Origin of the sequence: Pseudomonas machongensis (genome assembly GCF_034961125.1) — a bacterium.
GTDB classification, from domain to species: Bacteria; Pseudomonadota; Gammaproteobacteria; order Pseudomonadales; family Pseudomonadaceae; genus Aquipseudomonas; species Aquipseudomonas machongensis.
The window spans coordinates 22,566-45,474 of the sequence record NZ_JAYFUI010000194.1 but is presented as its reverse complement, the minus strand read 5'-3'; the positions used below and the strand labels follow the sequence as shown (position 1 = coordinate 45,474).

The window sequence follows — 22,909 nt, the reverse complement described above, 5'->3', positions numbered from 1 at the left end:
CATGTCGCGACGAACGCAGCTTTGTTGTTCTTGCGGAAGTCGGCGATGGTTTTGAAGTCGGGTTTGAGCCGGTTGATCAGCCACATCACTTCGATGTTGCGCTGGCATTCGGCTTCCAGGCGCCGGGACGAGCGAATGCGCTGGAAATAACCATAAAGGTAGAGCTTTAGCTGATCGGCGGGGTCGTACGCGGGGCGCCCGGTGGCCTTGGGCTGAGTTTTCTCAAAGCCGAGCTGACCCAGATCAAGCTTGGCGACATACAGGTCGATGACCCGTACGAGGTGATCTTCCGGGATCAATTCCTCCAGCGAGACCGGGAACAAGCTGGTCTGGCTGCGGGACTCTCCTTGTATGTAGGCCATAACGAAGAATGCTCCGTATCTTTCGATACGGAGCATTCTCTTAAAGGGCGGGGCAGATTGCTAGGTTTTCACACAGTCTGTGCGGGCCCTTTTTTCATGATCCCGCGAAATACGACACTGGGTGATGACCCTTGTGAAGCCAACGCTCGCTGGGTAACGTGACTCCCCTCGATACCCGCGACCCCGGAGTCTGCACGATGCGTCTCACCCCTTCCCTGCTGCTCGCCGCCCTGCTGCCCCTGTTCGCCGGCTGCCAGATGCTCGCCGAACAACCGAGCGACCCGAACGTCGGCACTACCCGCATGCAAGGCGAACTCAGTGCAGCCAATGGCCAGTTGCTGTTCAAGCCCTGCAGCGAGGCACGTCGCTTCGTGGTCAAGGATGCCGCTGGAACCGGCATCCTGCAGGAAGCCGCCAACCTCGCCAGTGGCCCCAAGACCACGTTGTTCGCCGATATCCGCGGGCGCCTGGCAGGCAGTCGCGAGGCCAACAGTGACGGCCAGCTGGACGTTACCCGGCTGTACCGAGTCGAGGCCTCCGCCAGTGCCTGCGAAGACCCCAACTTCAAGCAACTGACCCTGCGTGCTGGCGGGCACGCACCCGACTGGGACATCAAGGCCAGCGGCAAGGGCATGGTGATCAACCGTGAAGGCAAGGATCCGCTGCCGCTGCCCTTCCTCGAAGAGCAGATGCCCGGCGGCGGCCTGAGCCTGTCCAGCGAAGCCAACGGCCAGCGCGTCGAGCTGTGGGTCGCGCCGCAGCGTTGTGTCGAGCCTGGCACCGGTGCCGTGCGTCACTTGCGCGCCGAACTGCGCATCGATGGCCAGGCCCTGAAAGGCTGTGCCTACTACGGCGGTGCGCGCGACAACTGATCATCGGGTACTTTTATCCTGCCAGTCGGGGCGGCGAACAGCTTATACTTGGCGGTTTGAGTAAAGCCGCCGGCCGCCCCATGGCCGGGATACTGGACCCTGCCATGCTACGAATCACCGAACTGAAGCTGCCCCTGGACCATCCCGACGAAGCCTTGCGCGAGGCTATCGTCCAGCGCCTGGGGATCCGCGACGAGCAACTGCTCGGCTTCAACCTGTTCAAGCGCAGCTACGACGCACGCAAGAAGAACAGCGAACTGCTGTTCATCTACACCATCGACCTTGAAGCCAGCAACGAAGCCGAGCTTCTGCACAGGTTCGCCGATGATCGCAATATCAGCGTGGCGCCGGACGTCAGCTACAAGTTCGTCGGGCATGCCCCGGCCGATCTTCAGCAACGTCCGATCGTGGTCGGCTTCGGCCCGTGCGGCATCTTTGCAGGCCTGCTGCTGGCGCAGATGGGCTTCAAGCCGATCGTGCTCGAGCGCGGCAAGGAAGTACGCCAGCGCACCAAGGATACCTGGGGCCTGTGGCGCAAGAGCGTGCTCAACCCCGAATCCAACGTGCAGTTCGGCGAAGGCGGCGCCGGCACCTTCTCCGACGGCAAGCTGTACAGCCAGATCAAGGACCCGCAGCACCATGGCCGCAAGGTGCTCGAAGAATTCGTCAAGGCAGGCGCACCGGAGGAGATCCTCTACATCAACAAGCCGCACATCGGCACCTTCCGCCTGACCAGCATGGTCGAGAAGATGCGCGAGGAGATCATTGCCCTGGGCGGTGAAATCCGCTTCCAGGAGAAGGTCACCGACCTGCTGGTCGATGGCGAACAGCTCACCGGCGTCGTTCTGGAAAGCGGCGAACAACTGCACTCGCGCCATGTGGTGCTGGCCCTGGGGCACAGTGCCCGCGACACCTTCCGTATGCTCCACGCCAGGGGCGTGTTCATGGAGGCCAAGCCCTTCTCGGTGGGCTTCCGTATCGAGCACCCGCAATCGCTGATCGACAAGGCGCGCCTGGGCAAGTATGCCGGGCACCCGAAACTCGGCGCCGCCGACTACAAGCTGGTCTACCACGCCAAGAACGGCCGCTCGGTCTACAGCTTCTGCATGTGCCCGGGCGGTACCGTGGTCGCCGCGACCAGCGAGCCGGGGCGCGTAGTCACCAACGGCATGAGCCAGTATTCGCGCAATGAGCGCAATGCCAACTCTGGCATCGTCGTGGGCATCGACCCTGAGCGTGACTACCCGGGCGGCCCATTGGCCGGCATCGAGTTGCAGGAACGCCTGGAAGCCCACGCCTATGTCATGGGCGGCAGCAACTACCAGGCGCCGGCGCAACTGGTCGGCGATTTCGTCGCAGGTCGTGCGTCCACGGCGCTGGGCAGCGTCGAACCTTCCTACAAACCAGGCGTCACCCTCGGTGACCTGGCCCCCAGCCTGCCCGACTTCGCCATCGAGGCGATTCGCGAAGCGCTACCGGCCTTCGATCGCCAGATCAAGGGCTACAACCTGCACGATGCAGTGCTGACCGGCATCGAAACACGTACCTCGTCGCCACTGCGCATTACCCGTGGCGAGGACTACCAGAGCCTGAACCTCAAGGGGCTGTTCCCCGCCGGTGAAGGGGCAGGCTATGCCGGCGGCATCCTGTCGGCGGGCGTCGATGGCATTCGGATCGCCGAAGCGGTCGCGCGCGACATACTGGGAATCAAGGCCTGACGCCCCGAGCCAGGCCAGTTGCACGGGCTATTGCCGAGTACTGCGGTTCTTGCGGTACTCGGCCACATAGCCCAGCTTGCGGCTCGCAGTCTTGTCCAGTTCCTTGCGGTCAACGCTGTGATAACCACCCAGTTGGCGCGCAGTGAAGCCGCTGTCGCCAACAACCTCGTCCGGGGCCAGCGTCACCATCAACCTGGCGGCTGCGGCAACCGCCTGCCGATAACCGCTGCGCTCATCAAGATCGAAAGCTGCCAGCGGCAACGTTCCCCGCAGCCAGTTGCCCCAGTAAAACTCGAGAAACTCAGGCGCCACGTCACCGGAGCGCGGCTTGTCGTAGCCAACCTTGCGGGCGAAGTACACCAGGGACCGATACGGGTCATCGGCCATGTCACTCAAGCCAACATGGGCGGGTAGCTGGGCAGGTTTGATCGGTTTGCCGTCAGCATCGCGCAGCCAGGTCTTGCGGGCCTGCTGCATGCGCTGCCAGAACTGCGCAAGGTCGGTGCTGTCGCTGAAATCGTCGGTAACTCTCACCCAGACCTTCAAGCCACGACCGGCCCACTCGGCGAGGCTGGTGAAACCATGGTGACCATCGGTGAGATAAAGGCGCCCGTCCGGGCCAACGACGACCGTCTTCATGTCGGCCTTGCGAGTACCTATGGCGGCCTCACAGACAAAGCTGTCAAGATTGCTCAACTCGGCGCCTTTGCCCACCGCACGAGCCTCGCCCTGCCCGTTGACTTCACAATAGTCATCGAAGGCCCTTTTCGGCTCGGCGGCATAACGACCCAGCTTGTAATAGATCTGGTCGAATCCGATGACAGCCTGGGTTGGGTGCAACTGCTCGATGCTGACCTCCAGCAGCTGTCCGATGCGGGCAGGCTCGCCATCGGCTCGGGCCTGGGCACAGAGCAGGAACAGCGCCAAAACGGTAGTGCAGAAGCGGATCATGGTATTCCTCGCGGTCAGGCAAGCCCCGAAGCATCGGGGCTGCTACATGTCTGGTGCAGGCCTCAGAAAACATACTGCAGGCGCATCGCCACGGCGTCGCCAGAGTCATCACCGGCCTGGTTGCTGATGCCATCGACGTTTGTTTTCACATAATTGGCCGAAACCTTGACCTGATCATTTACATACCAGTTGACGCCCAAGGTGTGCAGCTTCGCCCGGTTATCCACGTAACCGCGCTCTTCGACTCGCGCGGCATCGAAGCGGTAGAAGACCTCCCATGCCCCCAGTTGCTTGTCGGACGGCTTGACCTTGTCGAACTTGCCACCGTCGAGTTTGTAACCCCGAGGCTCGCCAGTGAGGGTGTAGGCCAACTGGCCGTAGTACCCCTCAGCTTTTCGATCATTGCGCCTGGTATCCGATGCTGCATCGAGATCCCGGCGCAGGTACTCGGCCTGCACCGACAAGGGCCCCTGCGCCCAGGCGGCTTCCAGCCCCCAGACCGCATCACCTTCGTAGGCTCCGGCAACGCCAGGAGCGAGGTCCACGCGGTTCCCGTTGACGGCGTCTTCGGAGGTTGCGCGCGCGCCCAGGCGTGAACGGATACGACCGTTGCTGGCAACCTTGTCAATATCACTCATGGCGTAATCGACACCAAAATGCAGCACATTGCCAGGCTCGGCCCAAGGCGCGACGACCGCGCGGAGGTTATAGGTGTTGGTGTTCTTGCCGTTCTTGTCTTCCTGCCCCTTGGGGCGATTGACACTGGCGACGCCATAGAACAGATCGGTGCTGGCGCTCAATTGCACGCCCATGCCGTCTGCATGGGCGGCTACCCACGGGGCCAGATCGCCGAGCAGGCTACGCTCCATGGCGGTTGTCCATTTGGAACTGGTAGCTTGCTCCAGCCCGAAGTCAGGATCAAAACGCCCCACCTTGATCGTCACCGGCTCCAGCGCCAGGTAGCTGACAGAGGCTTCCTTCCAGGACGTCGCACCGTCGTCGGCGAAATCGATGGAGAACTCATAGGACCAATCACCATAGGCCTTGCCATTGAGCTCCAACCTGGCACGACGCAGGAAAGCCTCGTTCGCGCGCTTGCCGTTCTTGCTATAGAGACCGTCGAACTCACTGTAGTCAGCCTGCAACAGGCCACCTATCTGGAAAGCGAATTGCTTGTCGGTCGTGGCAACCTCAAGCCCCCCTTGGTCTTGATGACGATATCAGCCCCATCGGTTGTAACGGTACCGGCTGCTGCCTGGGTGCTGACCATCAATCCCAGAGCGCCCGCAGCAAAGCCGAAACGACAGCTTGCCAGGCGGTGAATAGCGTTCATGCAACTTCTCCCAAAGTAATGGTTTTCTACCGCCGGACCACAGCCGATCGGTGGCAGCAGAGCCTGTTGGGAGCGCATTACAGTTAGGTTTCCTTGAAATAATTAGCCAATAAAATCAGAGAATTAGTGAGTTTTTTGAAATTTCACCAGCTATGTTCTTGGAAGGCAGACACCCAATTCTGTAGAGAGCGGGTGAACGATCCGAGCAGGATGTAGGGCAATGCGCAGTCCCCGACTCCCCCTCCGTGACGCCTGTTTCGAAGAAACGCGTTGCAGCACAGATTTCAACGGTAAAACGGCTCGGCAGTTGGCTGAATATTCCTGGGATCCAGAGGGATACCTCCGCCCAGGAGTCAGATAGCCAAAGCGCAATCATTTATAACAAAAAAGAATATAGTTTTTGTTTTAAAGAATATCGCCGCACGTTAGGGTGTACGCCCGTTCCGTTCAAATACGTACTGGAGACGCTCGCCCGTGCGCAGCCTTATCAATCGTTTCCTGCAGCTGGAGTCTGCCAGCGGCCTGCTGCTCATCATCGCGGCGGTCATTGCCCTGATCGTCAACAACTCACCCCTGTCGCACCTGTACATGGGCTTTCTCGACGTTCCTGTCGCGGTGCAGATCGGCGCCCTGCAGATCGCCAAGCCGCTGCTGTTGTGGATCAACGATGGCCTGATGGCGCTGTTCTTCCTGCTGATCGGCCTGGAGGTCAAGCGCGAGGTACTCGAAGGCCAGTTGTCCAAGCCCTCGCAGATCATTCTTCCTGCCACTGCGGCGGTCGGCGGCATGCTGGTACCGGCGCTGATCTACTGGTTCATCAACCGTGACAACCCCGCCACACTGGCTGGCTGGGCCATCCCTACCGCGACCGACATCGCGTTCGCCCTTGGCGTGCTGGCGCTGCTCGGCAAGCGTGTGCCGGTATCGCTCAAATTGTTCCTGATGACCCTGGCGATCATCGACGACCTCGGCGCGATCATCATCATCGCCCTGTTCTATTCCGGCGAGCTTTCGAACATGGCATTGATGCTTGCCGGAGCTTGTCTGCTGGCGCTGCTGGGCATGAACCGCCTCGGGGTGAAGAAGCTTGCGCCGTACCTGATCGTCGGGCTGGTCCTTTGGGTCTGCGTGCTGAAGAGCGGCGTCCATGCCACCCTCGCCGGCGTGGCGCTGGCAATGTTCATTCCCCTGGGCACCGGCGACAAGAAAAATGCCTCTCCACTGCTCACCCTGGAGCACGCACTACACCCCTGGGTGGCCTACGCGATCCTGCCGCTGTTCGCGTTCGCCAATGCTGGAGTATCGCTGACCAATGCCAGCGCGGAGAGCTTCACGCATTCGGTGCCCATGGGCATCGCCATCGGATTGCTGCTGGGTAAGACGGTTGGTGTGTTCGGCCTGACCTGGATGGCCATCAAGCTGCGCCTGGCCGCCCTGCCCGCGGGCGCCAACTGGGGCCAGGTGTTTGGCGTCGCGATTCTGTGCGGTATCGGTTTCACCATGAGCCTGTTCGTTGGCTCCCTGGCCTTCCCATCCGGTGTCAGCGAGTATGCCGGGGAGGACCGCATGGGCATCCTCACCGGCTCGCTCTTCGCGGCGTTGATCGGCTATGCCGTGACTGCGGCGGCCAGCCGCAAGCGACAAGTATCAGTTGCAACCAGCTGATAGCATCAGGCAAAAAAACCCCGACCGGCCTCGCCGGATCGGGGTTTTCTTTGCGCTGCGAAATCAGTGAGTGACGCGGCTGGTGCCATCGACGGTCATGATGCGCACACGTTCACCAACGCGGAAGATCTCGTTCTGCTGCACTTGCTGCACATAGGCGCGCATGCTGCCGTCGTCTTCACGCACGGTAATTTCAACGCCTTGGGTGCGGGTCAGGCCTTCTTCGGCGGCCGAGCCTGCCAGGCCACCGGCCACGGCACCGATCACCGCAGCAACGATACTGCCGCGACCACCCCCTACGGCGCTGCCCGCGACGCCACCGACAATGGCACCGGCGCCACCGCCGATCGGAGTCTTGGTACCCTCGATCTTGACCGGGCGCAGGGATTCGATCGTGCCCATGCGCACAGTCTGCACGCGACGGGCTTCATCTCGAGAGTAACTGTCACCGGTCAGGCTGGACTGGCAGCCACCGAGCAACAGCGCCATGGTGGTGAAGCTTGCCACCATCAAAACGGATTTACGCATGGGGAATCTCCATAAGTCAGGTGTCCATTAGACTCCCCGTGTTGATGGGTGTCACGACACAAACGTTATTAAATTGTTTTCATTCAGCTCGAGTACAGGCGCCAAGCAGCTTGCCGCCCACTTCACCAATGAGACCAAGAATAGTCGTGGATTACTTCATCGTCGCAATGACAGGGGGCGCTGGACTGTGTTTTCGCCGCTGAAGGCGGGATGAAGATCAAGCCTTACCGGGTAATGGCGAGGGCCGCAAGCGGCCCCCTGGCAATCACGGAGCCAACCGCTCTCGCTGCCACTGACCATCGACCAGCCGGTAATTGAGGCGATCGTGCAAGCGGCTGGAGCGCCCCTGCCAGAACTCGATCCGCTCAGGTAGCAAGCGGTAGCCACCCCAATGGTCCGGGCAATGCGGCTGAGTGTCGGAGAACCGCGCCTCGGTAGCCTTGAGCAAACCTTCGAGCGCTGCGCGATCGGCGATCACTCGGCTCTGTGGCGAGGCCCAGGCCCCCAGCCGACTGCCCAGAGGACGTACCTGGTAGTAGTCGTCCGACTCTTTTGCGCTGACTTTTTCCACTCGCCCTTCGATGCGCACCTGGCGCTCGAGCGCCGGCCAGAAGAACGTCATCGCAGCGAACGGATTGACCAGCAATTGCTGGCCCTTGGCGCTTTCATAGTTGGTGAAGAACGTGAATCCGCGCTCATCGAGCCCCTTGAGCAGCAGCACCCGACAATGCGGACGCCCTTCGCCGTCAACCGTGGCAAGGGTCATGGCATTGGCCTCGACGGGCGGCTGTTCGGTCTTCACCGCGTCGCCGAACCAATGGTGAAACAGCGCGAACGGCTCACCCGGTGCCTGGGCCTCGGCCAGGCCATCACGGGTGTAGTCGCGCCGCATGTCGGCCAGGGATTGAGTCATGGCTGCGTTTCCTTAGACGATCAATTGGTCTTCGCAGGGCTGTTGGCGGCGACTTTCTTGTCGGCAGCAGGCGCCGCTTTCTTGGCTGCGGGCTTGGTTGCTGGCTTTTTCGCGGCCGGCTTGGCTGCAGCCTTGGCGACAGGCTTTTTCGCAGCGGGCTTGGCTGCAGCCTTGGCGACAGGCTTCTTCGCGGCGGGCTTGGCATCAGCGGCCTTGGCGGGTGCCTTGGCATCCTGGGTGGCAACCATCGCCGCAGGTACCGGCGCCGGGGCTGCCTGCTGGTACTTGGCCAGCAAGGCGACCATGGTGTTCTGCGGGGTCAGCAGCATTTCCACACGGCGGTTCAGGGCTCGACCCTCGACGCTGTCATTGGCCGCGCGTGGCATCACGCCACCCATGCCCTTGAGGGTCAGGCGGTCACGCTGCAAGCCGCTCAAGCGGAAGATCGCCGAGACCGACGCGGCACGCTCGAGGCTGAGCTTCTGGTTGGCGACGGCGACACCGCTGGTATCGGCATGGCCAAGTACGAGCACGGCAGTCTTCGGGTCGCCTTCGACGATCTTGGCCACACGGGTGATCGGGCCCAGAGAAGACGGCAGCAGCATGTTCGGGCGGTCCGGGTTGTAGGAGCCGTCGACCGGCAGGGTCACCGCAAGCACGTTGTCACGACGTTCGATTTCAAGCTTGCTGTCTTTGGCGGCCTCGCGCAGCTTCGGTTCGTACTCGTCCAGCCAGGCCTGGGTAGCCTTCTGGTCGATCTTGGGCACTGCCGGCGCCTCGGCCTGCTTGTCGCTCGAGCCGAACGGCCACCACCAGCGGCTGCTGCTTTCAGACTTGGCATCGGCCTGGACGACCTTCTCGGTCACCGCGTCCTTCACGTCCTGTTCGGCAACCTTGTCCGAACCGAAGGGCCACCAGCTGAGGCCGCCGTCCTTCGAAGCGTCCTGGGAGTGGCTGGCGCAGCCGGTCATGGCCAGGCACAGGGCAAGTGCTAAGGTTTTTTGTGAAGACATCAGCGATACACCATGAATTAGAAAGAAATTTTGCCCACACACACGAGGCGTTGGCATTGAGGATAGTCAAAGGAATCGGGCATTACCCGCATTACCCGATCAAAGGCAACTACCCAGTACCCGCACCAGTTTCTGCGCACGGGGGTCCATCAATACGTAGGGGCCCAGGGTATTGGTGACGAAACCGAAGGCCACGTCGTGCTCGGGGTCGGCGAAACCGACCGATCCACCCGCCCCCGGATGACCGAAAGCCCGAGCACCCAAGCCGAAGGTGGCGTTGGCGACATCCGGCTGGTCGAGCATGCAGCCCAGGCCAAAACGGGTCTGGGTCAACAGGGTGCGATCCTGCCCAAGGCTATGCTCGCGGGTCAGTTCATCGAGCAGTTCGGATTCCAGCAGGCTGCCATCGAGCAGGCCGGCATAGAAGCCCGCCAGGCTGCGGGCATTGCCGTGGCCATTGGCAGCCGGTTGCTGCATGCGGCGCCACTCGGGTTTGTTGGTGCTGGTGAGGATCGCTGGCGGATTGGTGAAAGCACGGGTCGACAACGCCTCAGGCTCGCGCATGGTCACCTGCAGCAAACGCTGGGCTGCGGCATCACCAGGATTACCCTTGCCACGGGCGATATGCGCCACGCGGTGGAACTCCTCATCGGCCAGCCCCACATGAAAATCCAGCCCCAACGGGCGCGCAGTGCGGGCGACGATCGAGTCACCAGGGCCACGGCCATCGGCGCGGCGGATCAGTTCGCCGATCAGCCAGCCATAGGTGATGGCGGCATAGCCATGCTCGCTGCCAGGGGTCCACCACGGCGTTTCGGCCGCCAGGGCGTCGACCATGACCTGCCAGTCGTAGAGGGCCTCGGCCGGCAACAACTCACGGATTGCCGGCAGGCCGGCGCGGTGGCTCAGCAACTGGCGCAGGGTAATGCCGTCCTTGCCCGCCTGGCCAAACTCCGGCCAGTAACGGGTCACCGGCACGTCCAGGGCCAGCTTGCCCTCACCCACCAATTGCAGCGCAGTCACAGCAGTGAAGGTCTTGGTGCAGGAAAACAGGTTGGCGATGATATCGCTGTGCCACGCCTGCTGGCCGTCCTTGTCGGCGCTGCCGGCCCACAGATCGATGACGGTTTCGCCACCAACCTGGATGCACAGCGCCGCGCCACGCTCCTGGGGATCATCGAACAATGCGGCAAACGCGTCGCGCACCGCTTCGAACTTCAGCTCATAGTGGCCCTGGATCTGCACCCGCCTACTCTCCGTACGACCTGTCTCACAAAGTCGTGCATTGTTTCAGTAGTTGGCGGGTTTGCCTACTGAATGTGGCTGGAAGGTTGTAAGCAAAACCCCAGAGGTTAGGCGGCCAGTACTGGCCGGAACCCAACTGCTGTGCTCAGGGCGCCTTGACCTCGAGCCCCCTGCGCAATTGCTCCAACGCCTGCTGGTTGCTCCGCCTTACCGCCTCGACAAACCCCGGATAGGCCACGTCGGTGATACCGACCAGGCCCAGATGCCCATTCTCCCCGTCGAGCAGACGCCCGCTGGCTGGCTGGTCGAGGTATTGGAACCAGTGAGCACCCACGATCATCGGTTGAGCGAGCGCTGCCTTGAGGAAATTGCCGTAGGCAGGCCCACGGTCCTCTTCACGCGCGACCTCGAGCGGCCCTGGCCAGAACGGGCCACGGTCACGGGAGCCGAACTGGAACTCCGAGACCAGCACCGGCTTGTCCAGCTCGGCCAACCGGGCGAAGTCGTAGCCGTCCTCGGGCTTGAGGGTATAGAAGTTGAAGCTGAGCACATCGCAGAACTCGGCACAGGCCTTCACTGCCTCAGGTGTACTGACGGCGTAGCGTCCACCCAGCAACAAATGGTTGGGCGCATGCCATTTCAGCGCATCGGAGATGGTCTTGAAGTAAGTCTGTGCAAACACCTGTTGGAAGTACTGATAGTCACGCTCGATTTCCGGGTGCTCAGGGTTGGGCAGTGGCGCCTCGAAACCGGGGTCCTCCATGAGCTCCCAGGCTTTCAGTTCGATACCCCACGCCTTCGACAGCCCCTCCTGGTTTCGGTACTTGTCACGCAACTGCTTGAGGAAGGCGCGTTTGGCCGGCACATCGGTGGTCAGGCGCAAGGTGCCGTAAGCCAGGCCATACCGTGCCTTGGGATCATCGCCCGGCGCCGCCCAGGCCAGTTCGTTGTCCGCGAAATAACCGATCAGCCACGGGTCGTCGCGATGATCCCGCGCGGCAATGGCCACCGCACGTTCTGTAGCCATGGCAAATCGCGGGTCGAACGGGTCGGGCATACGCCCCCACCAGTCCATGCCGGTGCTGATACTGGCATAGTCACCGACGATCGACAGCGGCAGGGTGTACGGCATGCGCCTGGCCTGGCTCAGGGCCGGATCGCTCCAGTTCCCCAGGGTGTTGAACCCCCAGGCCTGCAAACGATCGAGGCTGTGCACCTGCCAGCGTTCGGCATCGACACCGGCGGCCGGGCAGTCCACCGGAGGCTGCCCCTCGGGCGCCGGGGCGCAGGGCTTGGCATAGGTGCGCTGCAGGTTGGCAGCATAGAAGTCATACCAACGCCCTTGCTTGAAGCCACGCCCTTGGGAAGACGCATTACCGTCGTCATTGTTGCCTTGGCCATAGAACGCCGCGAGCGGATCGCCCTCCCCAGGCAACCCTTTGAACATCGATTCTCGGCCCGCGACGTAGGTGCGCCCGCCATCGGCGGCCACCGCGTTGACGCCCAGCGAGTAGAAAGGGTGCCCCTGCGGGGTCACCAGGAACCAGCGGCCGTCGCGCTTTTCAGTGCGGAAGAAGCCGGTGGCTTCGAAGGTCGGCCCGGCCACCAGGCCGCCGTACGTGTCCAGTTTCTGCTTCTCGCGCTCGGCCAGCCAGGCCTTGAGTTGCTGGCGCTCACGGGCATCGGCGGCCTTGAGTTGCTCATCGTTGACGATTTTTTCCGGCCAGCGACCTCGGGTGGACTGGCCATAGGCATCGATCAAATCGCCGTAGGCCGCCCGGTATGCCTGGTCATCATCCTGTATCCCGACCTTTTCGATCAGCAGGTTCTGCGCGACCTTGGGTCGGGGAATGCTCAGGCTGATCGAAACCACCTGTTTGAGATCTACCTCGCCCGTGCTGCTGGTCAACAGCACGCGTTGCCCTTCGTACGTCCAAGGCATCGGCGGACCGGCACGCATGCCCTGACTCAACGGCGAACTGGCCTTGAGCGGCACCATCACCGTTTGCGCCGGGCCCGCTGGCAGGTCGATGCGGCTGGTGAGCGTACGCCCATCGCTGCCCAGCAGCGTGACATCCACGGTCAAGGCCCAGTCCATCGCACTTTGCAGGCGTAGCGTCAGAAACTGCCCTGTCGACCAGTCCCAGGTCCCTGCCTGCGGGCTGAGGCGCAAGGTCGGACGCTCCACCGGATTGAACACCACGCGCCGCAGCACTTCGCCTTCGGCTGTTTGCTCCGCGTTGTACTGCGGCATCCCCGTGTCTTCGGTGGTCACGGTGACGACCGAAGTCGGGCGCACGAAGCTGAACAACGTCTGCTGGGCTGCCAGCAACGGGGTACTGAACAACAAGGTGAAAACGACGGGCAAGGTACGGCGGATCATGTGGACGTGGCTCTCCTTCAAGGCCCTCATGGACCTGGTCGAGTCATGGACAACGGGCCGGGCATCGTGCTCCGGCCGTTACTGGATCTCCCGCCGGAAGGGCGGCAGCGCATTGAGAATAGCCTTGCCGTAGCGCTGGGTGACCAGGCGTCGATCGAGCAAGGTGATGACACCACGGTCCTGCTCGGTACGCAGCAGACGACCGCAGGCCTGGATCAGGCGCAGGGAGGCGTCGGGCACGGCGATTTCCATGAACGGGTTACCGCCACGCGCCTCGATCCACTCCGCCAGGGCCGCCTCGACAGGGTCGTCCGGCACGGCGAACGGAATCTTGGCGATGACCACGTGCTCGCAATAAGCACCTGGCAGGTCGACGCCTTCGGCGAAACTGGCCAAGCCAAACAACACACTGTGCTGACCGTCGTCGACCCGGGCCTTGTGCTTGTTCAGCGTCTCCTGCTTGGACAGGTTGCCCTGGATCAGCACCAGCTTGCGCCAGTCGCGGTCCAGGCCATCGAACACGTCCTGCATCTGCTTGCGCGAAGAGAACAGCACCAGCGCGCCACGGGCGTCTTCGACGATGTTCGGCAATTCGCGGATGATCGCCGCAGTATGGCCCGCCGCATCGCGCGGGTCGGCGCCCAGGTCGGGCACCCGCAGCAAGCCGGCATCGCCATGCACGAATGGGCTGGGCACGACGCAGGTCACCGCATCACGCGGCAGCCCGGAGCGCATGCGGAAGCGGTCGAACTTGCCCAGCGCAGTCAGGGTCGCCGAAGTGACCAGCGCACCATGGGCAACGCTCCACAGGCTGCGGCGCAGCATTTCGGCGGCAAGAATCGGGCTGGCGTTGACCTCGATGTCGAACAGCGCCCCACTCTCGGCCAGCGTCAGCCAACGCGCCATGGGCGGGCTGTCTTCAGGGTCTTCGGCGGTGAAAGCGGTCCACAGCTCCCAGTTGCCCTGGGCACGGGTGACCAGGCTGCCGAACAGCGGGTACCACTCTTCGGCCTGGTGACTGGCGATGCCGATGTTGACCTCACCGTCCATGCCTTCCTTTAACAGGTCGGCAAGCCGGGTGAACAGATCGTTGAGGCGGGCGAAGCCCTTTTTCAGCTCGATGCCGACCTCGCGGATCTGCTCCGGCACCACGCCCCCCTCGAAGCGGTAGCGCGGGCGATCACGCCCTTCCATGTCTTCACCGGGCCGGAAATCGGCAACCTGTTCGCACAGGGTGAACATGAACTGCTGCTGGGTGCGGATTTCCCGCGCCAGCTCCGGCACCTGCTCGATCAGCTTGCCCAGGTCGCCTGGCAACGGGTGCTGGGCCAACAGCTTGGTGAGGTTCTTGGCCGTCTGCTCCAGCCAGTCGGCCGTGGAGCGCAGCCGCGAATAATGGGCGAAATGGCCGATGGCCTTGTCTGGCAGGTGGTGGCCTTCGTCGAACACGTACATCGTGTCGCGCGGGTCGGGCAGTACCGCGCCACCGCCCAGGGCCAGGTCGGCCAGGACCATGTCGTGGTTGGTGACGATCACATCGACCTTGCCCATGCCTTCGCGCGCCTTGTAGAACACGCACTGCTGGAAGTTCGGACAATGTCGGCCGGTGCACTGGCTGTGGTCGGTGGTCAGGCGCGCCCAGTCCTGGTCCTCGAGGGTTTCCGACCAACTGTCGCGGTCGCCGTCCCAGCGGTTGCCGGCAAGTTTCTCGATCATGCTGTTGAACAGCTTCTGGCTGCGCTCGTCGACTTCGATGTGGAAGCCTTCTTCTTCGAACAGCTGGGCGGTCGCCGACTGGGCGTGGCCCTCCTGCAGCAGCACGTCGAGCTTGGACAGGCACAAGTAGCGCCCACGCCCCTTGGCCAGAGCGAAGCTGAAGTTCAGGCCGCTGTTGCGCATCAGGTCGGGCAGGTCCTTGAAGACGATCTGCTCCTGCAGGGCGACGGTGGCGGTGGCGATCACCAGGCGCTTGCCGGCGGCCTTGGCGGCGGGAATCGCGGCGAGGCTGTAGGCGACCGTCTTGCCGGTACCGGTGCCGGCCTCGACCGCGACCACGGCAGGTTCGCCGGCCCGGCGACCTTCATCATCGCAGGCGATGTCGCCGAGTACCTTGGCCACTTCGGCGATCATCAGGCGCTGGCCGTAACGCGGCTTGAGGCTCTTGGCTTCGAGAAAACGCGAATAGGCGCCCTGGATGGTGGCTTTGAGTTCGTTGCTGATCATGGTCTGCGGGCGCCCGAAGGGCTGGATATATTTTCAGTGTTTCGCATGGGGCGGCTATCATACCCCGCTATTGCCCTTTGTGCCGCATGGAGATCCGGATGCTTGCCTTTGCCCTGCCCTACACACTGCATGTCCTGGCCGCCCTTGTCTGGGTTGGCGGGATGTTCTTCGCCTGGCTGGTACTGCGCCCGGCAACGGTCGCAGCGCTGGAGGGGCCCGCGCGGCTGCGGCTGTGGGTGGAAGTATTCCGACGCTTCTTCGGATGGGTCTGGCTGGCGGTAGCGGTGCTGGCGATAAGTGGTATCGGCATGTTGCACCTGCGATTTTCCGGCTTCGAGACCGCGCCCCGCTATGTACAACTGATGATGGGCGGCGGGATCGTGATGTTTGCCTTGTTCCTGCGCGTGCAGGCGCTGCTGCTGCCGGAACTGCGCGCTGCGGTGCAGGCCGAGGACTGGCCGGCGGGTGCCGGGGTGCTGGTCAGGATCCGACGGATGGTGGGGATCAACCTGCTGCTGGGCATCGCCGTGGTGGCAGTGGCCAGCGCTCGCGTCATGTTCTGAAGTCGTTGACTGGGGGCCGCAACGCGGCCCCTGGGAACGCAAACGCTTGAGAGCGCAACGCGCTCCCCGTCAAAGCCGCTGCAGAATCAACTCCCCCGCGGTACCGGCAAGCCCCGGTTGCCCTGGCAGGCCCGGACGACCGTTGGCACCGGCCTCGGTGCGATACACCAGGCACCCCTTGCTCGCACCACCCTGCCCGGCCTTGCCGGCAGCGCCCGGCTTGCCCGGCGCACCACCATCGAGGCGTACCTGGATACGCTCCTGCGGGAAGTCTGCCGGCAGGGCCAGGCGAATCCGGCCTCCGGCCGCGCCGTCATGCCCATTTCCTCCGTTGTCACCGTTCGCGCCACGGCTGGCGGTGCCCCAGGTACACCCTCCGGCCGTGCCATTGCCGCCATCGAGGCCGGCATAGCCCGGTGCCCCGGCGCCGCCACGGGCGTCGATCGACAGCTGCTCCGCCTCCAGCGTTTGCAGGCGCAAGTCGAGGTCACGACCGGGACGCGCCGCACGCTCGTAGCTGCCCGGCGCCCCCGGCGCGCTGATTTCACTGCCGACACCCAGCACGGCACTGCTCGCTTCGATGCTCAAGGCGCTTTGCGCCGGAGCGATGGCGATGCGCGCGTCACGGCCCAGTTCGAGGTGGTCGATCTTCAATGCGGTGAGCGTGGCGGGCAACAGCAAGGTCGCCGAATCAGCCACCTGCACGCGCTCCAGGTGCACGCTGGACGCCTTGTTCGGCAGGCGCAGCATCGAATGGGCAGCGACTTCGAGACTCTCGGCCTGGGCCAGCGGGGTGGCCAGCGCGGCCAGCAACATCAACTTACGCATGGCGCGAAGCCTCCTGCGGACGGGGAATGGACATGACATGGAAGATGCCGGTCAGCAGGATCTGCAAGCGATCGAACCAGCGATGGCTGCGCCCGCGCAGGCTGGCGTTGAAGAACAACACCTCCAGCACATGCAAGCCCAGCAGCGTGATGCCTGCCGCATTGATCAGCAGATTGAACGGCAGGGGTTGCGGCATCAACAGATTGACCAGCACCACCCACCAGAAAACCACCGTCAGGGCCTTGCCCAGGCCCAGGATGAACTTCATACCCCGCCCCCCGACTGTCTTGTACTGTCTTTGTTATGCGCGCGCGGCCCGTTCGAGCGGGCCGTGCGCACAACAGTACCGCCGCGCCAGGGCGCGCGCCAGAGGCGATTCAGTTCAGGTGCAGTTCCACCCGTCGGTTCTGCGCTCGCCCTTCGTCGGTGTCGTTGTCGGCCACCGGCTCGCTTTCACCGCGACCTTGACTGTTCACCTTGGCCGGCGACAGCCCTTGCCCGATCAAGTACTGCGCAACACTGGCCGCGCGGCGTTCGGACAGGCCCTGGTTATAGTGGTCGGCGCCTACGCTATCGGTATGTCCGATCACCCTGATGGCCGTCACGCTGGGGTCGCCAAGTTTCGGCAACAGCGCTTGCAGGCGCTGTTGGGCTGGGGCCGACAGCTGTGCGGAGTCGAACGCAAACAGCACCTGGCCTTGATCGTCGAGGGTGATCACCTCAGGCGCAGGTGCTGGGGCCTCGGGTTTGGGCGTCGAAGGCGGATACTGCGGGAGCGGGCAGCCCATGTGGTCGACTGCCGTACCTTTGGGGGTGTCCGGGCAGCGATCACGACGGTCGAACACACCATCGCCATCTTCGTCACCATCCTGTGCGTAACAGATCAGGCCACCGGCGATGGCTCCGGCAACACCGGCACCGGTCGCCCAGCTGGAGCTTTCGATCGCGCCCAGACCGCCACCGACCAGCCCGCCGAGCAGGCTGCAGACCGGCCAGGTCCGTTGATTCAGGGGGGCGCTGCCATCACTGTGGGTGGCGCACCCGTTCAGCAGGCTGGAGGCCAGCAGCAGCGACACAGCCGTCTTCGACAAGGTATTCATGGGTCAGGTCCCCGGTGAATGCGCCCACGCCACGGCTAAAGACGTGGGCGCGGGCGGTCAGCGCTGGATCTTGATCTCGGTGCGGCGGTTCATGGCGCGGCCATCGGCCGTGGCGTTGTCGGCCACGGGCTGGGTCTCGCCAGCTCCCACTACCGAAACGAAGCTGCTGCGCGGTACGCCGCTGGTCACCAGATAGTCGGTCACCGAATGGGCACGACGCTCGGAGAGCTTCTGGTTGTAGCTGTCGGAGCCGACGCTGTCGGTATGGCCGGTCACGCTCAGGCGAGCGCTGGGTGCCTCCTGCTTCAGGCGCGTGGCGATGGTGTTCAGGCGCTCCTTGTCGGTTGCGGTCAGGCGCGCGGAATCGAACTCGAAGTGCACGTCACGGATGACGATGACTTCCTCCTTCTCGACCACGACGACTTCCTCGACCACGGCGACCGGCTCGGGTGGGCAGCCGTTGGCATCGACCTGCACGCCACGCGGGGTGCCTGGGCACTTGTCGCGGCTGTCGGGCACGCCATCGCCATCTTCGTCGCCATCGCCATGGGCCCAGCAGTAGCCCGCCGCCAGGCCACCGCCGAGCAACGCGCCCCAGCCGGCCCAGCTGGAGCTTTCGATGGCGCCCAGGGCTGCGCCACCCACGCCCCCGACGGCAGCACACTTCGGCCAGTCGGTTTTTTGCAAACCTGCACAACCAGTCAACACACTGGTGAGCAGAACCAGGGGTATCGCTGTGCGTACTATGCTCATTTTCGTTGCTTCTCCTAGGGGGATCGGTGCAGAACCGATGCTCTGGGAGTAAAGACCGCCTATTCCCTCTCTGCCAGCAATTAGCCACGACGCGATGCTGCGCCTCTTTGCCGTCGGGGCTGGGACCGCTAGTCTTGAGCGACCTGAACGAGGATTGGCAATGACCGACGGTTTTTCCCAGCGTACCCCCCAACAGGCCCTGGCGGCCCTTCTCGAGCGCTTCGCACCCGCGCGCCTGCTGTTGGTCGGCACACGTTTCCCGGCCCTGGAGGCCTTCGCGGCAGCTCACCCGACGGTACAACTGTCGGTGGCTGCGCCTGGTCCATTGCCTGCCGACCTGGCGGCCCAACGCTTCGACCTCGCGGTGCTGGTCGATTGCCTCGAGCACTTGCCCAAGCGCAGCGGGCTGGAACTGCTCGGCGGCATTCGCAATCTGAATGCCAGCAAGGTCGCGGTGCTGGCCGACCTGGCCGCCTGTGGCTGGCAGGACACCGATTTCTTCGCCCTTGCGCTGTCGGCCAGCGAGAAATTCCGTCGCGACGAGCAGGTACTGAGCCTGTTCACCTATGATCTACATGACTACAAGCAGGTCCCGGACTGGCTCAATGCCAAGTTCTGGGCGAATCCGCAAAACTTTGGCAAGTACTGGTGGTGATTTCATGAGTGTCTCGGTCTGCCCCTGTGGCAGCGGCAATCTTCTCGACGCATGCTGCGGGCACTACCATGCCGGCACCCCGGCACCGGATGCCCAGACGCTGATGCGCTCGCGCTACAGCGCCTATGTGCTGGGGCTGGTGGATTACCTGGTAGCCACCACGCTTCCCGCCCAGCAGGCCGGGCTGGACCGCGCCGGCATTGCCGCCTGGAGTGCACAGAGCACCTGGCTGGGGTTGGAGGTGGAAAGTGCGCAGGTCCTGGGGGGGCAACCGGAACATGCGTTCGTCACCTTCACGGCACGCTGGCACGACCAGCAGGGTGACCACCAGCACCGCGAGCGCTCGGCTTTCGTGCAGAACGCCGGGCGCTGGTACTTCATCGACCCGACCGTCGAGCTCAAGGCGGGGCGCAACGACCCCTGCCCCTGTGCCAGCGGGCAGAAGTTCAAGAAATGCTGCGCCAGCTACCTCGGTAACCGATGATGAATGCCCTGGCGCGCCTGCTCCCGCTTGGTCTCACCCTGGCCTTGCTGGGTGGCTGTGCGGGATGGGGCGGCAACGACTGGCGCGAGCCAGAAGTGCACCTGGTCAGGGTGGAAACCGTCAAGGCGCGCCTGCACCAGCAGGAGTTCATCCTGCACCTGCGCATCGACAACCCCAACGACAGCCGCCTGTTCATCCGCAGCCTGTCGTACGCAATCCGGCTCAATGACCTGCTGCTGGTGCAGGACGAGACCAGTGTCTGGCGCAGTGTCGGCGGACATGCCCGGCGTACCTTCAAGATCACCGCGCGCACCAACCTGTGGCAGCACCTCAAGCCCCTCGCCAAACTGCTGAAAAGCGGCGATCCGCTGCACTACACCCTGCAAGGCGAACTCAATACCGGCCTGATCAGTCGACGGGACCTGCACTTGTCGCGCAGTGGTGAGATAATCCCCGGCGATCTTCAACCGGAGTAACCCGCAATGACCCAGCAACCCCATGTCCATGGCCCCGACTGCAACCACGGTCACGATCATCACCATGATCATGACCACGGCCATGTGCACGGCCCGCACTGCAACCACGGCCACCAGGAACCGGTGCGCAACGCCCTGAAGGACGTCGGACGCAACGATCCATGCCCGTGCGGCAGCGAGAAGAAATTCAAGAAGTGCCACGGCGCGTAACGCCGCTCCGGGTGGCGCTGCGTTTGCCGCTTGCAGCCCGACGCGCGCCGCCCTACCTTTAGCGCCTTTCCGACCCCGCCACGCCCTCCAGGAGCCTTCGTCATGGCCGCCCCCGTGTTTCCTCCCTTCCGCCCTCGGTTCGGCACCAGCGCAGTGCTGCTCGGCATGCTCGGGCTCGCCGGCTGCCAGATGGGCGGCTACCAGGACAGCGTGCCACCGACCACCGGCGTCCAGCCACTCAAAGGCCTGGCGCAGAACGTCTCGGTCCGACGCAACGCCATGGGCGCACCGTTGATCGAGAGCAGCAGTTTCCACGATGCGCTGTTCAGCCTCGGCTACGTCCATGCTGGCGACCGCATCGAACAGATGGTCGCCATGCGCCTGCTCGCCCAGGGGCGACTGGCCGAGATCGCTGGCTCCGAAGCCCTGGACATCGACCGCCTGATGCGCGCCGCCAACCTCAAGCAGAGCGCCGGCCAGCTGTATGCCGACGCCTCGCCGCGCCTGAAGCGCTTCTTCGAGGTCTATGCCCGCGGGGTCAACGCCTATCTGTTCCGCTACCGCGACAAGCTGCCGGCCGAACTCGCCCGCAGCGGCTATCGCCCCGAATATTGGAAGCCCGAAGATTCGGCGCTGATCTTCAGCCTCTACGCCTTCAGCCAATCGGTGAACCTGCAGGAGGAACTCTCGGCCCTGACCCTGGCGCAGAAGGTCGGCAGCGACAAGCTCGCCTGGCTGCTGCCAGGTGCACCCGACGAGCCTCTGGCCGAGGGCGAGACCGACAAGCTCAAGGGCATCAACCTGGCCAGCCAGATCCCCGGCCTGAACGACGTCGCCGCCGCCAGCCAGAAGCTCGCCGACCTCGACTTGCTGGGCAGCCCCGGTTCCTCGAACCTGGCCCTGGGCCCTCTGCGCAGCCGCAGCGGCAAGAGCCTGCTGGCCAGCGACAGCCGCGCCGCCTGGGCGCTGAGTCCGGTACAGATCCACACCGGCAAGTACCAGGTCGCCGGCCTGTCGCTACCCGGCCTGCCGATCGTGCTGGCCGGCTACAACGGCAAGCTGGCCTGGAGCAGCAGCGCGGTGATGGCCGACAACCAGGACCTGTTCCTTGAGCAACTGCGCCGCCAGGGCAGCCAACTCACCTACCTGGCCGACGGCAAGTGGCAGCCGGCCCGCGCGCGTAACGAAACCTTCTTCGTGCGCGGCCAGCGCCCGGTGCGCGAAGTGCTGTACGACACCCGCCACGGCACCCTGCTCGGCCAGCCCGGCAACGGCTATGGCTTGGCCCTGCACCTGCCGCAGCTCAAGGACGACAAGAGCCTCGATGCGCTGTTCGACCTGACCCGCGCCAGCAACCTCGAACGCGCCTTCGACAGCACCCGCGAAATCGGCGCCGCTGCGCTGAACTTCGTCTTCGCCGAGCCCGAGCACATTGGCTGGCAGGTCAGTGGCCGTTACCCCAATCGCCGCGAAGGCCAGGGCCTGCTGCCTTCGCCGGGCTGGGACGGACGCTTCGACTGGGACGGTTTCGCCGATGCGATGCTTCACCCCTACGACCAGGACCCGCCCAGCGGCTGGATCGGCCATGCCAACCAGCGCAGCCTGCCCAAGGGCTACGGCATGCAGCTGTCCAGCACCTGGTACTACCCCGAACGCGCCGAACGCCTGGGCCAACTGGCCGGCAATGGGCGTCATGACAGCCGTAGCCTGATGGCCCTGCAGAACGACCAGGTCACCCTTCTGGCCGACAAGCTCAAGCGCATGTTCGACGCCCCTGGCATGGCTCAGCCGCTCAAACAGGCCATCGATGCCCTGCCCGCCGAGCAGCGCGATAAGGCCCGCGAAGCCTTGACCCGACTCAAGGCCTTCGATGGCCGCCTGAGCCCGGTCTCGGCCGATGCGGCGCTGTACGAACTGTTCCTCCAGGCCGTCACCCGCCATACCTTCCTCGACGAGCTTGGCCCCGAGTCCAGCCCGGCCTGGCAAGCGTTTGTCAGCAACGCCCGGCTGTCGTACTCGGCCCAGGCCGACCACCTGCTCGGCCGCGAAGACAGTCCGTTCTGGGATGACCGCAGCACGCCGCAGAAAGAAGACAAACCGACCATCCTCGCCCGCAGCCTGGCCGCCGCGGTGGATGCCGGTGTCGCACAGATGGGGGCCGACCGGCGTGCCTGGCAATGGGGCAAGCTGCACCAGTACCGCTGGCCAGCACCGAACTACCCCGGGCTCGGCGACACCGTCAGCCGCGCGCCGATGGCCACCGGCGGTGACTTCAGCACCCTGGCCTTGACCCCTTACGCCTGGGGCAACGGTTTCGAAACCAGCCTGCCAGCCTCCGCACGCATGGTCGTCGACTTCGGCCAGGCCGAACCGCTGCAGATCCTGACCAGCAGCGGCCAGTCCGGCAACCCCGCCAGCCCTCACTACAGTGACGGCCTGGACGCCTGGTTCAAGGGGCGCTTCATGAGCCTGCCCGTGCAACCGCAGAACTTTGCCCGCGCCTATGGCAGCCAACGCCTGACGCTGGTGCCGGGCAAGTAGGCGGCTACCCCGAGCGGCTCGTCCGGGCCGCTCGTCAGCACCATGTCATCCGAACTTCCGGGCCAGCGCTGCGCTCCTAACTTGTAACCTCAG

General features: G+C 63.9%; 21 protein-coding genes and 1 pseudogene. 9 read left to right on the top strand and 13 right to left on the bottom strand.

What is annotated here, in order from left to right:
- Positions 1-362: transposase (locus VA602_RS25475; RefSeq protein WP_323454657.1), on the bottom strand; the 362-nt coding region annotated here is incomplete at its 3' end.
- Between the two features lie 197 nt (positions 363-559).
- On the opposite strand from VA602_RS25475, the gene VA602_RS25470 reads away from it, so the two are divergent.
- Together VA602_RS25470 and VA602_RS25465 are read left to right on the top strand one after the other, a co-directional pair.
- A complete protein-coding gene (locus VA602_RS25470) occupies positions 560-1,234 on the top strand; it encodes a COG3650 family protein (protein WP_323454656.1) in 675 nt (224 codons plus the stop codon).
- Between the two features lie 104 nt (positions 1,235-1,338).
- Complete coding sequence (locus VA602_RS25465) at positions 1,339-2,952, top strand: NAD(P)/FAD-dependent oxidoreductase (RefSeq protein ID WP_153774029.1); 1,614 nt, start codon at positions 1,339-1,341, stop codon at positions 2,950-2,952.
- Between the two features lie 27 nt (positions 2,953-2,979).
- Here the strand turns inward: VA602_RS25465 and VA602_RS25460 are convergent, their stop codons facing one another.
- Together VA602_RS25460 and VA602_RS25455 are read right to left on the bottom strand one after the other, a co-directional pair.
- The gene (locus VA602_RS25460) at positions 2,980-3,903 is read right to left on the bottom strand and encodes a ParB/Srx family N-terminal domain-containing protein (RefSeq protein WP_323454655.1); all 924 of its coding nucleotides are present in this window, start codon (positions 3,901-3,903) and stop codon (positions 2,980-2,982) included.
- 62 nt (positions 3,904-3,965) lie between these two features.
- Positions 3,966-5,236: pseudogene (locus VA602_RS25455) on the bottom strand (OprO/OprP family phosphate-selective porin).
- Positions 5,237-5,710: 474 nt separating this feature from the next.
- Between VA602_RS25455 and nhaA the strand changes: the two are divergent.
- Positions 5,711-6,901, top strand: a complete 1,191-nt coding sequence (gene nhaA, locus VA602_RS25450) for a Na+/H+ antiporter NhaA (protein ID WP_063543485.1) — start codon at positions 5,711-5,713, stop codon at positions 6,899-6,901.
- A 63-nt stretch (positions 6,902-6,964) separates the two neighbouring features.
- On the opposite strand, the gene VA602_RS25445 is transcribed toward nhaA, so the two are convergent.
- The 6 genes from VA602_RS25445 to dinG form a co-directional block, all read right to left on the bottom strand.
- On the bottom strand, positions 6,965-7,429 hold the full coding sequence (locus VA602_RS25445) for an outer membrane lipoprotein (protein WP_054891758.1): 465 nt from the start codon (positions 7,427-7,429) through the stop codon (positions 6,965-6,967).
- A 265-nt stretch (positions 7,430-7,694) separates the two neighbouring features.
- Positions 7,695-8,342: a pyridoxamine 5'-phosphate oxidase gene (pdxH, locus tag VA602_RS25440; RefSeq protein WP_323454654.1), complete on the bottom strand. Its 648-nt coding sequence runs from the start codon at positions 8,340-8,342 to the stop codon at positions 7,695-7,697.
- Between the two features lie 20 nt (positions 8,343-8,362).
- Positions 8,363-9,355 (bottom strand): OmpA family protein, encoded by a 993-nt coding sequence (locus VA602_RS25435; RefSeq protein WP_323454653.1) that lies wholly within the window; start codon positions 9,353-9,355, stop codon positions 8,363-8,365.
- 99 nt (positions 9,356-9,454) lie between these two features.
- On the bottom strand, positions 9,455-10,600 hold the full coding sequence (locus VA602_RS25430; protein WP_323454652.1) for a serine hydrolase domain-containing protein: 1,146 nt from the start codon (positions 10,598-10,600) through the stop codon (positions 9,455-9,457).
- A 145-nt stretch (positions 10,601-10,745) separates the two neighbouring features.
- On the bottom strand, positions 10,746-12,983 hold the full coding sequence (locus tag VA602_RS25425) for a beta-galactosidase (RefSeq protein WP_323454651.1): 2,238 nt from the start codon (positions 12,981-12,983) through the stop codon (positions 10,746-10,748).
- Positions 12,984-13,061: 78 nt separating this feature from the next.
- A complete protein-coding gene (gene dinG / locus VA602_RS25420; RefSeq protein ID WP_063543474.1) occupies positions 13,062-15,206 on the bottom strand; it encodes an ATP-dependent DNA helicase DinG in 2,145 nt (714 codons plus the stop codon).
- A gap of 98 nt (positions 15,207-15,304) precedes the next feature.
- On the opposite strand from dinG, the gene VA602_RS25415 reads away from it, so the two are divergent.
- A complete protein-coding gene (locus tag VA602_RS25415) occupies positions 15,305-15,769 on the top strand; it encodes a CopD family protein (protein ID WP_323454650.1) in 465 nt (154 codons plus the stop codon).
- Positions 15,770-15,838: 69 nt separating this feature from the next.
- Here the strand turns inward: VA602_RS25415 and VA602_RS25410 are convergent, their stop codons facing one another.
- The 4 genes from VA602_RS25410 to VA602_RS25395 form a co-directional block, all read right to left on the bottom strand.
- Positions 15,839-16,597 carry a collagen-like protein gene (locus VA602_RS25410; protein ID WP_153774022.1) on the bottom strand — a complete coding sequence of 253 codons (759 nt, stop codon included), beginning with the start codon at positions 16,595-16,597 and terminating at the stop codon, positions 15,839-15,841.
- Complete coding sequence (locus tag VA602_RS25405) at positions 16,590-16,865, bottom strand: DUF1145 domain-containing protein (protein WP_065863069.1); 276 nt, start codon at positions 16,863-16,865, stop codon at positions 16,590-16,592. Before VA602_RS25405 ends, VA602_RS25410 begins: the two co-directional genes overlap by 8 nt.
- A 109-nt stretch (positions 16,866-16,974) precedes the next feature.
- On the bottom strand, positions 16,975-17,697 hold the full coding sequence (locus VA602_RS25400; RefSeq protein ID WP_323454649.1) for an OmpA family protein: 723 nt from the start codon (positions 17,695-17,697) through the stop codon (positions 16,975-16,977).
- Between the two features lie 57 nt (positions 17,698-17,754).
- The gene (locus VA602_RS25395) at positions 17,755-18,450 is read right to left on the bottom strand and encodes an OmpA family protein (protein WP_054891768.1); all 696 of its coding nucleotides are present in this window, start codon (positions 18,448-18,450) and stop codon (positions 17,755-17,757) included.
- A gap of 160 nt (positions 18,451-18,610) precedes the next feature.
- Between VA602_RS25395 and VA602_RS25390 the strand changes: the two genes are divergently transcribed.
- From VA602_RS25390 to VA602_RS25370, 5 genes are all read left to right on the top strand, one after another.
- Positions 18,611-19,105, top strand: coding sequence for a DUF6231 family protein (locus VA602_RS25390; protein WP_065863070.1), 495 nt, complete (start codon positions 18,611-18,613; stop codon positions 19,103-19,105).
- 4 nt (positions 19,106-19,109) lie between these two features.
- Positions 19,110-19,589: a YchJ family protein gene (locus tag VA602_RS25385; protein ID WP_063543470.1), complete on the top strand. Its 480-nt coding sequence runs from the start codon at positions 19,110-19,112 to the stop codon at positions 19,587-19,589.
- Positions 19,589-20,065 (top strand): LEA type 2 family protein, encoded by a 477-nt coding sequence (locus VA602_RS25380; protein WP_323454658.1) that lies wholly within the window; start codon positions 19,589-19,591, stop codon positions 20,063-20,065. Before VA602_RS25385 ends, VA602_RS25380 begins: the two co-directional genes overlap by 1 nt.
- A gap of 6 nt (positions 20,066-20,071) precedes the next feature.
- Complete coding sequence (locus VA602_RS25375; RefSeq protein WP_012313055.1) at positions 20,072-20,275, top strand: SEC-C metal-binding domain-containing protein; 204 nt, start codon at positions 20,072-20,074, stop codon at positions 20,273-20,275.
- A gap of 102 nt (positions 20,276-20,377) precedes the next feature.
- Entirely contained in the window at positions 20,378-22,816 is a 2,439-nt protein-coding gene (locus VA602_RS25370) for a penicillin acylase family protein (protein WP_323454648.1), read from the top strand.
- The last annotated feature ends 93 nt before the right edge of the window (positions 22,817-22,909 follow it).